Source organism: Pantoea rwandensis (assembly GCF_002095475.1).
Lineage (GTDB): Bacteria > Pseudomonadota > Gammaproteobacteria > Enterobacterales > Enterobacteriaceae > Pantoea > Pantoea rwandensis.
On the sequence record NZ_MLFR01000013.1, the window covers coordinates 1 to 15,671 of the forward strand.

At 55.0% G+C, this 15,671-nt stretch carries 9 protein-coding genes and 1 pseudogene; 2 read left to right on the forward strand and 8 right to left on the reverse strand.

Going from position 1 to position 15,671, the window contains the following annotated elements; translation table 11 throughout:
- The 6 genes and pseudogenes from HA51_RS13570 to HA51_RS13595 all read right to left on the reverse strand — a co-directional run.
- Positions 1 to 463: MFS transporter (locus tag HA51_RS13570; protein WP_139810685.1), on the reverse strand; the 463-nt coding region annotated here is incomplete at its 3' end.
- Between the two features lie 16 nt (positions 464 to 479).
- The gene (gene vapC, locus HA51_RS13575; RefSeq protein WP_084935016.1) at positions 480 to 878 is read right to left on the reverse strand and encodes a type II toxin-antitoxin system tRNA(fMet)-specific endonuclease VapC; all 399 of its coding nucleotides are present in this window, start codon (positions 876 to 878) and stop codon (positions 480 to 482) included.
- The gene (vapB, locus tag HA51_RS13580) at positions 878 to 1,111 is read right to left on the reverse strand and encodes a type II toxin-antitoxin system VapB family antitoxin (protein WP_084935017.1); all 234 of its coding nucleotides are present in this window, start codon (positions 1,109 to 1,111) and stop codon (positions 878 to 880) included. The genes vapC and vapB overlap by 1 nt, the downstream gene beginning before the upstream one ends.
- Before the next feature lie 71 nt (positions 1,112 to 1,182).
- Positions 1,183 to 4,251, reverse strand: coding sequence for a multidrug efflux RND transporter permease subunit MdtC (gene mdtC, locus HA51_RS13585; RefSeq protein ID WP_084935018.1), 3,069 nt, complete (start codon positions 4,249 to 4,251; stop codon positions 1,183 to 1,185).
- Positions 4,248 to 7,369 (reverse strand): annotated as a pseudogene (locus tag HA51_RS13590) (MdtB/MuxB family multidrug efflux RND transporter permease subunit). Before HA51_RS13590 ends, mdtC begins: the two are co-directional and overlap by 4 nt.
- Positions 7,369 to 8,598 (reverse strand): MdtA/MuxA family multidrug efflux RND transporter periplasmic adaptor subunit, encoded by a 1,230-nt coding sequence (locus HA51_RS13595; RefSeq protein ID WP_084935019.1) that lies wholly within the window; start codon positions 8,596 to 8,598, stop codon positions 7,369 to 7,371. The pseudogene HA51_RS13590 and the gene HA51_RS13595 overlap by 1 nt, the downstream one beginning before the upstream one ends.
- Positions 8,599 to 8,837: 239 nt before the next feature.
- Between HA51_RS13595 and HA51_RS13600 the strand changes: the two genes are divergently transcribed.
- On the forward strand, positions 8,838 to 9,800 hold the full coding sequence (locus tag HA51_RS13600) for an aldo/keto reductase (protein ID WP_084935020.1): 963 nt from the start codon (positions 8,838 to 8,840) through the stop codon (positions 9,798 to 9,800).
- Positions 9,801 to 10,012: 212 nt separating this feature from the next.
- Positions 10,013 to 11,353: a carbohydrate porin gene (locus tag HA51_RS13605; RefSeq protein WP_084935021.1), complete on the forward strand. Its 1,341-nt coding sequence runs from the start codon at positions 10,013 to 10,015 to the stop codon at positions 11,351 to 11,353.
- 253 nt (positions 11,354 to 11,606) lie between these two features.
- On the opposite strand, the gene yegD is transcribed toward HA51_RS13605, so the two are convergent.
- Positions 11,607 to 12,959: a molecular chaperone gene (gene yegD / locus HA51_RS13610; RefSeq protein ID WP_084935022.1), complete on the reverse strand. Its 1,353-nt coding sequence runs from the start codon at positions 12,957 to 12,959 to the stop codon at positions 11,607 to 11,609.
- 74 nt (positions 12,960 to 13,033) lie between these two features.
- A complete protein-coding gene (locus tag HA51_RS13615) occupies positions 13,034 to 15,598 on the reverse strand; it encodes a diguanylate cyclase (RefSeq protein WP_084935023.1) in 2,565 nt (854 codons plus the stop codon).
- Between the last annotated feature and the right edge of the window lie 73 nt (positions 15,599 to 15,671).

The window sequence follows — 15,671 nt, forward strand, 5'->3', positions numbered from 1 at the left end:
CCGCCCAGCGCTGGCCAAGTAGCGGGCCAATTTGCCCAGGGGTGGTGACAAAAGTCATCGCCGACATGTACTGCTCGCGCGGCACGATTTTCATTACCGTTAAGCGTCCCACCGGCACCATCATCGCACCGCCGATGCCTTGCACCACACGCGCCATCACCAGTTGATCGAGCGAGGTGGAAAAGGCGCAGAGTACCGAGCCGATACTAAACAGCACAATGGCGCAGAAGAAGATATTACGCACGCCGAAGCGGTCCGCCAGCCAGCCACTAATTGGCAAAGTGATGGCCACGGTTAATACGTAAGACACGATCACCGAATGCATATTGAGCGGGCTAACATTGAGATCGCGCGCCATCGAAGGAATGGCGGTATTGACGATAGTGGTGTCCAGCGCCTGCATAAAAAAGCCAAAGGCGACGATCCACAGCTGCCAGCGCACGGTGGCGTTTTGCGAGTTCATGGAGAGTACCGTTGTATTAAAGCCAGTTTTCGCTGATTAACCCGTTTACCCGTGAAAATTCGCGCAGGTTGTTGGTAATGAGTGTGAGAGCTTCACTTCTCGCATGTGCAGCGATGTGCAAATCATTCAGACCAATGGGCGTGCCTTTCTTTTCAAGGTCAGCGCGAATCGAGCCGTAATGAAATGCTGCCTTTTGATCGTAACTGAGCACGTCCAGACGTGAAATGAAGTCTTCAACCGTGCGTAGATTCTTTTCCGGATAAGCGCTTTTTTCCGCGCCATGAACGAGTTCAGCAAGCGTAATTGATGAGATGACCATGCGCCCGACGTTGGCATTAAATCGTTCTAAAACCTCTATCGGGCGGCGTTTAATGACATAGATGACGATGTTGGTGTCCAGCATATAACGATACATTAAAAATCTTCCCTGTCAGATTGCTCCTGTGATGCACGCTCATTCATGAAATCATCGCTTACGCTGGGGCCATCGAGGAAAAAACTATCCCAGGCGTTTTCAATTGGGGTGAGAATGCGCTCTTTACCAATCGCACGCACCGTGACATTTTTCACGTTATCAGGAAAGCGTACGTCAGCAGGAATACGCACATTTTGCGTACGATTGCTTGTGAACACGGTACCTTGAGACATATAAACCTCCTTAGTTGTTACTGGATAAAGTTTACTCGCTTTATGCTATGTAGCAAGGGTGTATAGCATGATCATTCTGTAACCAATATCCTTTTTTTACGCCGACTCAGCTTATCCATCATCATGTACACCACCGGCGTGGTGTACAGCGTCAGCAGCTGGCTCATCACTAGGCCACCGGCAATGGTGATGCCCAGCGGTTGTCGCAGTTCGGCTCCGTCGCCGCTGGTCAGCACCAGCGGCAGGGCGCCAAACAGTGCCGCCAGCGTGGTCATTAGAATCGGGCGGAAACGCAGTTGGCAGGCCATGAAAATCGCATCACGCGCTGTAAGATTACCGTTGCGCTGCGCCTCCAGCGCGAAATCCACCATCATAATCGCGTTCTTTTTCACGATGCCAATCAGCAGCAATATCCCAATCAGCGCGATCAAACTGAACGGCGTGTTAAACAGTTCCAAGGCCAGCAGCGCACCGACACCGGCCGAGGGCAGGGTAGAGAGAATGGTCAGTGGATGCACATAGCTCTCATACAAAATTCCTAGCACGATATACACCGCCGCAATCGCCGCTAGCATCAGGTAAAGCTGATTGGATTGGGACTGCTGAAACACCTGCGCTGTTCCGGCAAAGCTACCGCGCACGCTGGAAGGCACGCCCAGCGCCGTCACGGTACGATCGATGGCTTCAGAAGCCTGGGATAAAGACACCCCTTCCGGCAGGTTAAATGAAATGGTCGAGGCAGCGGATAACCCTTCGTGGTTCACCGACAGCGGCGCATTGGCAGGCTGCCATTTGGCAAACCAGCTGAGTGGAATCGCTTTGCCATCGCTGTTGATCACGAACATCTGATCAAGCGCACTGATATCTTGGGTGTAGCGCGGATCGACTTCCATCACCACTTTGTACTGATTGAGCGGCTGATAAATAGTGGAGATTTGGCGTTGGCCAAAGGCGTTATTCAGCAGCGCATTGGCGGTTGAGACTTCGATGCCGAGTCGCGCCATGCTTTCGCGGTCATAAGTCAGGTCCATTTCACTGCCGTTATCCTGCTGATCCGAGTTGACGTCGGCCAGTTCGGGCAGCGCGGCAAACGCCTGGCGAATTTTCGGCTCCCACTCGCGCAGATCGGCGAGGTTATCCGACAGTAAGCTGTACTGATAGCTGGCGTTGGATTCACGCCCGCCAATGCGAATATCCTGCACCGCGTTGAGATAGAGGTTGGCACCTGGCTCTTTTGCCAGTTTGGTACGCAAACGGGCGATCACTTCCTGGGCGCTTTCGCTGCGTTCAGACAGGGGCTTGAGGGAAACGAACATTGATCCACTGTTGGTACGCGATCCGCCAGTGAACCCGGTCACATTATCCACAGCCGGATCGGCTTTGATGATGTTCATGAAATCCTGCAATTTGCCGCGCATCGCCTGGAACGAAATGCTCTGATCCGCCGAGATAAAACCGTTCAGCCGCCCAGTATCCTGCTCAGGCATAAAGGTTTTGGGAATGGAGATAAACAACCACACCGTCAATCCCACGGTCGCGAGCAGCACCATCAACACCCAGATGGCGTGATTCAACACCCAACCCAGCGAGCGCGCATAGCCGTTTTGTACTTTCAGCATCACTTTGGCGAAACCGCGCGTGCGCGGCTGGCTGCGCTTTTCCTGGGGTTTCAGCAGGTAGGCGCACATCATCGGCGTCAGGGTGATAGAGATAAACAGCGAAATCAGGATCGCCACCGACAGGGTGATGGCGAATTCAGAGAAGAAGCGGCCAATGATGCCGCCAATCATCAGCAGCGGCAGGAACACCGCAATCAGTGACAGGCTCATCGACAGCACGGTAAAGCCCACTTCGCGCACGCCGGTCAGCGCCGCTTGCAGCGGTTTCATGCCCGCTTCGACGTGGCGCGCAATATTCTCCAGCACCACAATGGCGTCATCGACCACAAATCCGGTGGCGATGGTGAGCGCCATCAGCGACAGGTTGTTAAGACTGAAACCGCACAAATACATGGCGGCAAAGGTGCCGATCAACGAAACCGGCACCGCGGCGGCGGGGATCAGCGTGGCGCGAGCATCACGCAGGAACACAAACACCACCAAAATAACCAGCACCACCGCGATGATTAACGACTGCTCCACTTCCTGTAGCGAGGCGCGAATGGTCGGGGAACGATCCTGGGCAATTTGCAGGTCGATAGCCGCAGGGATCACCTCATGCAGCAGCGGCATTTCACTGCGGATGCGATCCACCGTTTCGATAATGTTGGCATCCGGCGACTTACGCACCACCAGTAACACCGCCGGTTTGCCATTGGTCATCCCGGCGTTACGCACGTCCTGCACCGAGTCCTGCACGTTAGCCACATCGCTCAGTCTGACCGCCGCACCGTTGTTGTAATGCACCACGAGCGGCTGATACACGCTGGCGGTTTGCAGTTCATCGTTGGTGCGTAGTTGCCAGCGCTGCTGGACATCATCAATCGCGCCTTGTGGACGACGTTGATTGGCGTTGCTGATCGCGGTGCGCACCGCATCGAGCGATACGCCCTGATTAAACAGTGCCTGTGGATTGAGGTCTACGCGCACCGCAGGCAGTGAACTCCCGCCCACCGTGACATCACCCACGCCCTGAATCTGCGACAACTTCTGCGCCAGCTGGGTTGAGGCGTAATCATACAGCTGACCGGGATTATAAATGTCCGAGGTCAACGTCAGGATCATGATCGGCGCATCGGACGGGTTGGCTTTGCGATAGGTAGGACGGCTCGGCATCCCGGTTGGCAACAGGCTTTGCGCCGCGTTAATCGCTGCTTGCACATCACGCGCCGCGCCGTTGATGTCGCGATCAAAATCGAACACCAAAATCACACGCGTGCTGCCGAGTGAGCTGGTGGAAGTCATCTCACTCACGCCCGCAATGCGCCCCAGAGAACGCTCCAGCGGTGTCGCCACCGAAGCGGCCATGGTTTCAGGCGACGCACCCGGCAGCGAGGCGGAGATGACGATCACCGGGAAATCCAACTGAGGCAACGGTGCGACCGGCAGCAAGCGGAAGCCGAGAATACCGGCCAGCGCGATGGCCAGCGTCAGCAGCGTGGTCGCTACCGGGCGATGGATAAACAGCGCGAAGAACTTCACGGCTGCGCCTCAGAACGCTTAAAGCGACGGCGCGTGGCGTGAGCCAGACGATCAAACAGCAGATAGATCACCGGCGTGGTGAACAGCGTCAGTACCTGGCTGAGAACCAGTCCGCCGACCATGGCGATCCCCAATGGCCGACGTAGTTCGGCGCCGACACCGGTACTCAGCATCAACGGCAGGGCACCGAGCAGGGCCGCCATGGTGGTCATCAGTATGGGGCGGAAGCGCAGTAAGCAGGCCTGATAAATGGCTTCACGCGGTGGCATGCCTTGTTCGCGCTCGGCGGCCAGTGCGAAGTCGATCATCATGATGGCGTTTTTCTTCACAATACCGATCAGCAAGATAATGCCGATGATGGCGATGATATCCAGTTCGTTGCCGCTCAGCATTAGCGCCAGCAGCGCGCCGACGCCCGCAGTGGGTAGCGTCGAGAGTATGGTGATAGGGTGAATAAAGCTCTCATACAGCACGCCGAGCACGATATACATCGCCACCACGGCGGCGATAATCAACCAAACCGTGCTGGAGAGCGCCGCTTCAAAGGCCAGCGTGCTGCCCTGGAACTGCGTCATCATCTCAGCAGGCATGCCAACCTGATCTTCTGCCGCGCTGATGGCCTTAACCGCCTCGCCCAGCGAATAACCTTCGGCGACATCAAACGAGAAGGTGGCCGAAGGGAACTGGTCGAGATGGTTGATACTTAACGCGGCATGGCGTTCTTCCACCTGCGCGATGGCACTGAGCGGCACGCTGCCGCCCCCGCTGCTGTTGAGGCGAATACCATCGAGGCTGGCAAGTCCCGGCGTTTGTTCGTTGTTCTGCTCCAGCACCACACGATACTGGTTGGCTTGGGTGTAAATGGTGGAGATCAAACGCTGACCAAAAGCGTTATACAGCGCGTTATCGACATCGGCCATGGAGATACCCAGCCGGCTGGCGCTGTCGCGATCGACACGGATAAACGCTTCGAGGCCTTGATCCTGCCAGTCGCTGCTGACGTCGCGCAGTTGTGGCAAGGTGCTGAGTTGATCAAGCAGCTTGGGCACCCAGATACTGAGCGATTCCAGCGAGCCGGATTGTAGCGTGAACTGATACGGCGTGCGGCTCGCCTGGGTATCGATGGTCAGATCCTGCACCGGTTGCAGCCACAGCGACACGCCCGGCACTTTATCGATCTCCTGCTGCAAGCGCTTCTGCACCGCGGGAATGCGGTCATCGCGTTCACTCAACGGCTTAAGGTTGATCTGCAAACGGGCGCTGTTGAGTGCCGCGTTGGTGCCATCGACGCCAACAAATGACGTCAGACTCTGCACCGCCGGATCTTTCATGATGATCGACGCCACATCACGGGTGCGCTGCGCCATGCTGGTGTAGGACACGGACTGCGGTGCCTGCAAGGTGCCCTGAATAATGCCGTTGTCCTGCTGTGGGAAGAAGCCTTTCGGGATGGCAATCCACAACAATACGGTGAGCAGTAAGGTACCCAGCGCCACGGACAGCGTGATCCACGGGTGCTGCAACACGCGCGTCAGCCAACGGCCATAACCGGCAATAATGCGATCAAACATCGCTTCACTGGCGCGTGAGAAGCGGTTCTGCTTACGCAGTGACTCAGCACTCAACATGCGTGCGCACATCATTGGCGTGAGCGTCAATGAGACCACGGCGGAGATTAAAATCGCTACCGCCAGGGTCACGGCAAATTCGCGGAACAAGCGACCAATCACATCGCCCATAAACAGCAGTGGGATCAGCACGGCAATCAACGAAAAGGTGAGTGAGATAATGGTAAAGCCGATTTCCCCGGCACCTTTTAGCGCCGCAGTCAGCGGCTTTTCCCCTTTCTCGATGTAGCGCGAGATGTTCTCAATCACCACGATGGCGTCATCCACCACAAATCCGGTGGCGATGGTCAGCGCCATCAGCGTCAGGTTATTGATGGAGAAGCCAAGGAAATACATCGCAGCGAAGGTGCCGACCAACGAAAGCGGCACGGCAACGGCGGGAATGATAGTCGCGGGCACGTTACGCAGGAATAAATAGATGATCATCACCACCAAGCCCATCGCCAATAACAGCTCGTGCTGCGTATCGGCAACCGAGGCACGGATGTTGGTGGTGCGGTCGGTCAACAGTTTCACATCCACTGACTTCGGCAGCGTCGCGGTGAGTGAAGGCAACAGCGCACGAATGCTGTCGGCGGTGGCGATGATATTGGCACCCGGCTGGCGTTGTACGTTAAGCACAATCGCCTGCTGACGGTTAGCCCAGGCACCGAGCCAACTGTTTTCCGCGCCTTGTTCAATCGTCGCGACATCGCCCAGTCGCACCGGTGCACCGTTGTTGTAGCTGATGATCAGCTTGCGGTAATCCTCGGCGGAGGTCATTTGGTCATTGGCGGCCAGGGTAATCGAGCGGGTTGGGCCATCAAGGCTACCCTTGGCGGAATTGACGTTGGCGTTGGTGATGGCAGTGCGCACCGTTTCACTGGTCAAGCCCAGCGCTGCCAGAGCCTGCGTGTTCATTTTGACGCGCACCGCTGGGCGCTGCCCGCCGGATAGCGTCACCAGACCGACGCCGGTGACCTGCGAAATTTTCTGCGCCACGCGCGTCTCCACCATGTCCTGCACCTGCGTTAGCGGCATGCTGGTGGTGGTGACGGCCAGCGTCATGATGGGGGGATCGGCAGGATTAACCTTGCTGTACACCGGCGGGTTCGGCAGGTCGCTCGGCAACAGGTTGGTGGCGGAGTTAATTGCCGCCTGCACTTCCTGCTCGGCGACATCCAATGACAAGGTGAGCTGGAATTGCAACGTGACCACTGACGCACCACCTGAACTCTGCGATGCCATCTGCTTCAGCCCTGACATCTGGCCGAACTGGCGCTCCAGCGGGGCGGTGATTGATGATGTCACCACATCCGGCTGGCGCCAGGGTAGAGCGTGACCACCTGAATCGTCGGGTAATCCACTTCTGGCAGGGCGGAAACCGGCAGAAAACGATAGCCGAGCACGCCCGCCAGCAGGATGGCAATCATCAGCAGCGTAGTGGCGACCGGGCGCAGAATAAACTGGCGCGACGGCCCACCGCTGCTGTCTGGAGGCATCACCTGCATTATTGACGATCTCCACGGGCAGGCTGGGCGGCGCGCGTGCTGTGTGTCGCGGTGCTTTGTGGCGACACCACTTCAACGCTAGCCCCTTCGGTCAGGCGATCCAAACCATCGGTGACCACGCGATCACCGGCTTGCAGTCCGGCGCTAATCACTACTTTCTGGCTATCCTGCAAGCCTGCGGTGACACGCTTTTTACTCACTTTGTTGTCGCTGTTCACGACCCAGACAAAGTGACCGTCGTTGCTCATCTGCAAGGCAGCGGTGGGGATCACTACCGCATCTTGCAGCGTATCCACTTTCAGCCGCGCGTTAACAAACTGGTTGGGGAACAGCGTGTCATCTTGATTATTAAAACGCGCTTTCAGCTTGATGGTGCCGGTGGTGGCATCAATTTGGTTATCCAGACTCAGTAAAGTGCCGCTGGTGAGCAGGGTTTTGTTACTGCGATCCCAAGCCTCAACTATCAGCGGTTGACCACTTTTCTGCGCTTTCAGGATCTGGCTAATGTTGTTCTCAGCGACGCTGAACACCACGTCAATCGGATGGGTTTCGGTTATCACCACCAAACCGGTGGTATCGCCAGAAGTAATGTAGTTACCGACATCAACCTGCTTCAATCCCACACGACCAGAAATCGGCGCGGTGATGCGGCTATAGGTGAGATTGAGCTGCGCGCTGGCAACGCTGCCTTCATCGGCTTTAAGGGTGCCGAGCGTTTCGCTGACCAACGCGCGCTGGGTATCGAGGTCTTGCTGCGACACCAGGGCGGTTTTCGCCAGTTTTTCATAACGGCTCAAATCACGCCGTGCATTGGACAAAGTTGCCTGGTCTTTGGCCAGCTGGCCCTGCGCCTGAATTAAAGCCACTTGATAAGGACGGGGATCGATCTCGGCTAACAGCGCGCCCGCAGCGACTTGTTGGCCTTCCTGGAAATGCAACGCCATCAGTTGTCCATCAACGCGGCTGCGCACGGTAACCGTATTGGCTGCCGTCACCGTGCCGAGGCCGCTGAGGAAATAGGGCACGCTTTGGGTTGTGGCTGCGGCTGCCTGCACCGGTGCCAGAGGACGACGCCCCGCACCGTTCCCGCCGGTGCCACGGCCATGATGCTGGCCCTGCGCCTGCGGTTGTTTGCTCGGTTCTGCTGGATGCTGCCACCCGTAATATCCGCCAGCGAGTGCGGCAATCACCACAACGGTTATCAGGCTTTTTTTCATTCGGCTGTTCATTGCTCTGTTGCTCTCCAGCGGTTTCATGTTCCCCAAATGCGAAAACAAAATGGCCGTTTCGCAAACGAAATCATTGTAGTCGCCCGATCCAGGCAGAAATTGAAGGAAATAAGAATATCGTCCCGGGCGGGCTAAGTATTCATATTACGTAAACATTTTGGCAGGAAAAGGCATAAGCGCAGCGATTTCCTTTGCTAAGCTCAAAAGCAGTCATGTCTCGTTTCAATAAGGAGAACAAAATGAGTCAACAGAAAACCCGTCAGCTTGGCGACAGTGGTATTCAGGTTCCACTTCTCACTTTTGGCGGCAACGTTTTTGGCTGGACGGTAGACGAAAAGACCTCTTTTTCGCTGCTTGATGCGCTGGTGGAGAAGGGATTGTTCTTCATTGATACCGCGGATGTGTATTCGCGTTGGGCACCGGGTAACGAAGGGGGAGAATCGGAAACCATCATCGGTAAGTGGCTGAAGAAGAGCGGTAAGCGTGACAGCATTGTGCTGGCAACCAAAGTGGGTATGGAGCTGTCACCCGAGAAAACCGGTCTGAAACCGGTCTACATTCGTCAGGCCGTGGAAGATTCCTTGCGCCGCTTGCAAACTGACGTCATCGATCTTTATCAGGCACACCGAGATGATGAAGATACCCCGCTGGTTGAGACCCTGAAAGCCTTTGATTCGTTGATCAAGGAGGGCAAAGTGCGCGCAATTGGCGCTTCCAACTACAACGCGAAACGCCTGCAGGAAGCACTGGATATCAGCAAGAAAGAGGGGCTGGCGCGTTATGAGACCTTGCAGCCGGAATACAATTTGTATGACCGCCAAGAGTACGAAAACGGGCTAGAGCAAGTGGCGGTAAAAAATGGCTTGGGTGTGATCAACTATTATTCGCTTGCCAGCGGTTTCCTCAGCGGTAAATACAAGAAGCCTTCCGATGCCAGCAAAAGCAAGCGCGGGCAGGGAATTGTCGATAAGTATCTCAATGAGCGCGGCAAACGCATCATTGAAGCGTTAGAGGATGTCGCGGCTTCGCATGATGCGTCGGCCACTCAAGTGGCGCTGGCATGGCAAATTGCTCGTCCAAGCATCACGGCACCGATTGTGAGTGCCACTTCGCTGGAACAGATTGATGATCTGGTCAAAGCCACCGAGCTTGAGCTCAGTAAGCAAGAAATCGAAGAGTTGGCCAGTGCCAGCAAAGCGTAAAGTTAACGGGGCGCTGCGGCGCCCCGGTACGTTTTAGTTTTTTGACATGCAAAAAATGCCATTCATGTAAAAAAATATTCATTCATAGACCATTGTCACAATTGCGTTAATTAACTATCACCCCGTTGTTCACTGCGCACATATTTGCAAAAGTTGACATATCCCCAGCACTATCCTCTGTTCGATCCTTTCCGATAACTCACAAAAGAATAATGATCATGAACAGATTAAAAGCAGTGCAGCATATGCCCCGCCTGGCAGCGGGAACCCTGATGTTTGCGATGCTGAGTGCGTCTGCAATGGCAGCCGATGCATTTAGCTATGACTCACCCTATATGTTTGGTGACTGGGGAGGTTACCGAACGCAGTTGGAAAATGATGGGATTAAATTTGACGTCAATTACACCATGGAAAGCGCGTCTAACCTGGGCGGCGGCTCTGATAAAAACACGTCAATGCGTTACAGCGACCAATGGGCGTTTGGCGCAAACTTTGACTTGGAAAAACTGCTGAATTGGCAGGATGCAGAATTCCAGATGACCATTACCGACCGTAATGGGCAGAACATTTCCGATCAGGTGGCTGACCGCCGCACCGGTATGCTTTCATCCGTGCAGGAGGTGTATGGTCGTGGCCAAACCTGGCGTCTGACGCAGTTCTGGTTGCGTAAAGGGCTGTTTAACGATGTCGTTGACCTAAAAGCGGGTCGCGTTACTGTCGGTGAAGACTTCGACAACTTTGACAGTAAGTTCCAGAACCTCGCTTTTGGTAGCGGCCAAGCGGGTAACTGGCGTGGCGATCGCTGGTTCAACTGGCCAGTGTCGCAATGGGGCGGTCGCGTGAAGTTCAACATTACCCCGGAAGTGTTCTTCCAGGTGGGCTTCTACAATCAGAACAGTGCCAACTACGACAGCGGTAACGGTTTCCGCCTCGATACCAACAACTCTGAGGGCAACCTGGTGCCGGTTGAATTGGGTTGGAAACCGACCTTTGGTGCTGACAAACTGCCGGGCAATTACCGCATCGGTTATTACTATTCATCAGCCAATGGCGATAACTACGGAAGCTGGCGCGATGGCGCCTACCAGAGCCAGGATCACGCTTACGGCGGCTATGTGTTGTTACAACAACAGCTGACCGCGCAAGGCGGCGATGCCAGCCGTGGTTTGGGTGTGACAGTCCAAGCGGTGATGAATGACCATAAAACGTCAAAAACCGATAATTACCAGTCGATTAGCTTCACCTGGAAAGGACCGTTTGATGCACGTCCACAGGATGAGATTGGTGTCGGTGCCGCACGTATTCACGTCAATAGCGCCTATACTCGCTCGCTGCGTGAACAGAACAATGCGAACGGCGAAACCGACTTCAACAGCCCAACTTATCTGCCGATTCAGGATGGCTCGGAATATAACTACGAGATCTATTACAACGCTCAGCTGACCAAGTGGCTGCAACTGCGTCCTAATCTGCAGTATGTGGTGGCACCGGGTGCAGTGAGTGAAGTGAAAGATGCATTTGTGGGTGGCATCGCGGCGAACATCAATTTCTGATTCGCGGATGCAAACGAAAAATGGCGGCCAGACAGGCCGCCATTTTTTTCAGATCGCTTAAAGCTGCGACGCAATTTGTTGCTCATCAGTGAGCGATACAGCCGCTTTTAGTCAGCGCGATGAATCGCGCCGCTACCAAAATGCATGATGATTTGCGCCGCTACCAAAATGCATGATGATTTGCGCCACTACCAAAATGGATGATGATTTGCACCGCTACCAAAATGCATGATGAATCACGCCGCCAACCCGGTTAACGGAACATCACCTCGGCCCAACGCGCCAGACCTGCGGTAACCGATCCGAAGTCATCGCCACCGGCGATGGGGGTATCAGGTAATGCTTGCTGCAACGCGGCTCGCAGTACTGGAGAACGTGCGCTGCCGCCCGTCAGATAAATCACTTCAGGCTTAGTTTCACAGGTTGCCAGTGCCAGATGCACCTGCTCAAGAATACGTTCCAGCGGCTGGTTGATGGCTTCTTCCAACTGCGTGGCGCTGATGTCTGCTTGCAGTGACTGGGCGATAAATGCCAGTGAAGCGTCGGTTTGCTTCAATTCGGACAGCGCGATTTTGCTTTCTTCCGCTGCGCGTACCAGCCGATAGCTGAGCTTCTGCTGCCACACCTTTAGCAGGTGCGCGACTTTGTCCCCTTCCTCAGCATCACGAATCAAATCGCGCAGCAATTTGCCGCTGGCGGCTGAATAGAAGTCGCTTTGTGCAGGAACATCGTTGATCGCGACCGCATTCCACCACGGGAGTGCTGGCAGGGCGGTGCCTTTTTGCGTATTACCGCCAAGTCCAAGCAGTGGCATCAACGTTTTGAACGCCAGAATAATATCCAGATCGTTACCGCCTACGCGGCAACCACTGTGGCCCAGCAGGCTCTCACGACGATCGGTTTTATTACGCCATTCAGGCCCCATCAACAGCATTGAACAGTCGGTGGTGCCACCGCCGATGTCCACCACCAGCACGCGCGTCTCTTTATCCAGCGTGGCTTCAAAGTCCAGCCCTGCCGCCACCGGCTCAAACTGGAATTCAACGTCACGGAAGCCTGCGCGTTTCGCGGCACGCAGCAAGATGCCCTGTGCCTGTTGGTTGGCGTCTTCACCGCCGAGGCCCTGGAAGTTGATCGGACGACCAATCACCGCTTGCTCAATCGGGCGATCCAGTTGCGTTTCACCCTGCTGGCGAATGTGCAGCATCATGGCGCACACCAGATCTTCAAAGAAGGCGATTTGCTGTGGCTTAAGGCCGTTGGCGCCGAGGAAAGACTTCGGTGATTTCACGAACCACACGTCTTCCGGATCAACCATATATTGTTGCAGCGCGGTAAGTCCGAATTGCACGCTGCCCGGCGTGACTTCGATATCCTCTTCGCGGTTAAAACGCAGTGCGCGTTGTAATAACGCCGTGCCTTCACTGTCCGGTGTTGGCACCTGATGATGACGATGCAGCCATTCACTGATCGCTTCGCGCGTTGGCGCACAAATCATGGAGGGAAGCAGGCGCTGACCCTTCTCCAGTGTCAGCAGGCGCGGTGTGCCGTTATCGCTCACTGCGATGGAACAGTTGGCCGTGCCGTAATCGAACCCGATAAACATAGTGATCCCCCATGCCAGAAAAAAGGGTGCGACTTTAGCGCAGCCAGCGCAGGCTGGCAACAAGCGGGTGGTGATTACATCTGTACTTCTTGGTAAACGTGATACTGACCCCGCCCGGCATGTTTCGCGCTGTAGCAAGCGACATCCGCCTGAGACATCACGACATTACTGATGCAATTGTGCCGATCAATTTGAGTGACACCGGCACTGGCGCCGACATGATAAGGCTGATCCTGCCAGACAAAGGTATGGTCATTAACCGCCGTCACGATGCGTTGGACGACATCTCGCATCTGATCGACGTCGCTGTTCGGTAGCAAAACCCCAAACTCATCACCGCCGAGGCGTGCCAGCATATCGCTGCTGCGCAGGTGCCTTTGCATCAGATCCGCCAGCTCGCGCAGTAACGCATCGCCTGCAGCGTGGCCTGCAGAGTCATTCACCGCTTTGAACTTGTCCAAATCGATAAACACCAGCACGTGCTGGGTTTTATTGGCTGCGGCATCATTCACCAGCCGTTTCAGCTGTTGCTCAAAGCTGTGGCGATTGGGCAGACGCGTCAGCATATCGTGTGAGGCACTGTAGCTCAGACGCTTGATCATTTTGCGTGACTCACTGACATCCTGAATAACCATCACTGCACCGATACTGGCACCCGTCAACGTTTTCAACGGCGTAATGCTGTAATGAATTTCGACCTGCGTACCTTCCGGTGTGTGCAGTACCAGCTCCGCTTCCAGATCGGGAGAAGTTTTCTCATCAGGCAGCGTACAGAGTAAAAGATTCTCAACGCGCGGCCCCTTGGCACCACGCGTGATATTCAACAGCTCGGTGATCGGGACGCCCGCGGCTTTACTCTGCGTCCAGCCGCTCAAGGTTTCAGCCACCGGGTTCATAAAGGTCACGCGCATTTCATCATCGGTACTGATCACCGCTTCCCCAATGGAATCGAGGGTGATAGCCATGCGCTCTTTTTCCTGGAACAACGCTTCGTTGAGGGCGCGTAGCGGGGTAATGTCCTGACAAATCCCCAGCATGCGTTCAATTTGCCCATCCTGGCTGAGAATGCGGTTAGCCTCCGTGCGCACGAAGCGTGAGCCGGAAGGCAAGTTAACTCGGTATTCCAGATGGAAAGCACTTCGACGTTCAATGGCTTGTTGCACGGTCAGGGCGGCGGATTCACGCTCTGACGGATCCAACAGATGCAACCACACATCATAAGTTGGCACCTGATGCGGTCCGAGCGCGAACAGTTCATACATGCGCTTATCCCACAACATTTCACCGGTGAGTAAATTCCATTCCCACACGCCAATGCCACCGGCTTCATTGGCCAGCGTAATGCGCTCCATCAGGCGTCGGTTAACCTGCTCGCTCTGCTTGAGTTCTGAAATATCGACAATCTGTGCAATGAAGTAGAGCGGCTGTAGCTGCGCATCGCGCACCATTGATACCGTCAGCCGCGACCAGACGATTTCGCCATCTTTGCGGAAATAGCGTTTCTCCATGGTGTAGGTCATGATTTCACCCGCCACCAACCGTTCCAGTTGCTGCAGGTCGCTGTCGAGATCGTCAGGATGGGTTATCTGCTGGAAAGTCAGTTTTTTCAGTTCTTCTGCTGGGTAACCCAGGGTCTGACAGAGCGACTGGTTCACCTGCTGCCAACCGCCATTTGTTGAGACCAAGGCCATGCCAATAGCGGAGTACTCCATGGCATTGCGGAAGCGGGTTTCGCTCTCGCTGATATGATGTTTTTCGCGTTGAAACGCATCCATCACCAGTGCCATTACGTGGCTGGGAATCAACACCAACAAAAACGGTAACCAGGTGGTGACCTGACCCAGCAGGGAACTGGTTTGCGGCAGATTAATCCAGTTAAAGGCGAGCAAAATGGAAATGAAACTGGCGTTTAGGAAGAACAGTAGGAAGGCTTCGAATTTTGGCAGCCATACCGCACACCAGAAAAGGATGACGACGATAAAGGTAAAGGGCCAAGGCAGAAACCGGAGCGATAAGTAGCTGGCGAGCAGCGTGACGACCAGCGTCAGTAACGTTTCCAGTTGGCGGCCGGGGGCAATCAGTTGGCGCAGTGGCTTATTAGGCCACAGTAATAACACCGGGCCAAAGGCCAGTACGCCAATCACTTCGGAAATCACCCATGTAGAGAAAAAGGGCAGGGAGGCGCGGTGACCAACATGCAACATCCATACGGCCACCACCCCGCCCAGCAGCGGTGCGATTAATCCTGCGCAGACGGCAAAACGCACCCAGTCGAGCAGTGAATTTAGGGGAGCGTGGCGACGCAGGAGAGCGCGCAACATCAAACCGCCAAGAATGGCTTGCACCATATTTAAAATGGCGAATTTGACATTGCTCAGTGCCGGGCCAATGACAATCAGATTGGCTAATGCGGTGCCCACGACACAACTGATTAGCAGTAAGGGCACGTGTTTTGAGGGCGCACGAAACACCACCACTGTCATCAGGGCAGTGGAGTACCAAAGCGGGGAAATACGCCCGCTGATAACAATGAGTTCCAGGCAAAATAACGTCAATAAAAAGGCTAAAACCCCCAGCAGCAGGGCGTTCAGCCATTTTCTTTGTGATCTATCCTGTGAGGTCAATATCTCAAGGGTCATGCACGAATCCAGCAGCGCGCATCCGTTACACGACGAAAAATGCGCCAATCATTCTCTGCTTTGCATGCTAGCA

Coding starts and splice junctions, on each gene's coding strand:
- vapC (WP_084935016.1), bottom strand. CDS start 878: ATGTATCGTTATATGCTGGACACCAACATCGTCATCTATGTCATTAAA.
- vapB (WP_084935017.1), bottom strand. CDS start 1,111: ATGTCTCAAGGTACCGTGTTCACAAGCAATCGTACGCAAAATGTGCGT.
- HA51_RS13595 (WP_084935019.1), bottom strand. CDS start 8,598: ATGAACAGCCGAATGAAAAAAAGCCTGATAACCGTTGTGGTGATTGCC.
- HA51_RS13600 (WP_084935020.1), top strand. CDS start 8,838: ATGAGTCAACAGAAAACCCGTCAGCTTGGCGACAGTGGTATTCAGGTT.
- HA51_RS13605 (WP_084935021.1), top strand. CDS start 10,013: ATGATCATGAACAGATTAAAAGCAGTGCAGCATATGCCCCGCCTGGCA.
- yegD (WP_084935022.1), bottom strand. CDS start 12,959: ATGTTTATCGGGTTCGATTACGGCACGGCCAACTGTTCCATCGCAGTG.
- HA51_RS13615 (WP_084935023.1), bottom strand. CDS start 15,598: ATGACCCTTGAGATATTGACCTCACAGGATAGATCACAAAGAAAATGG.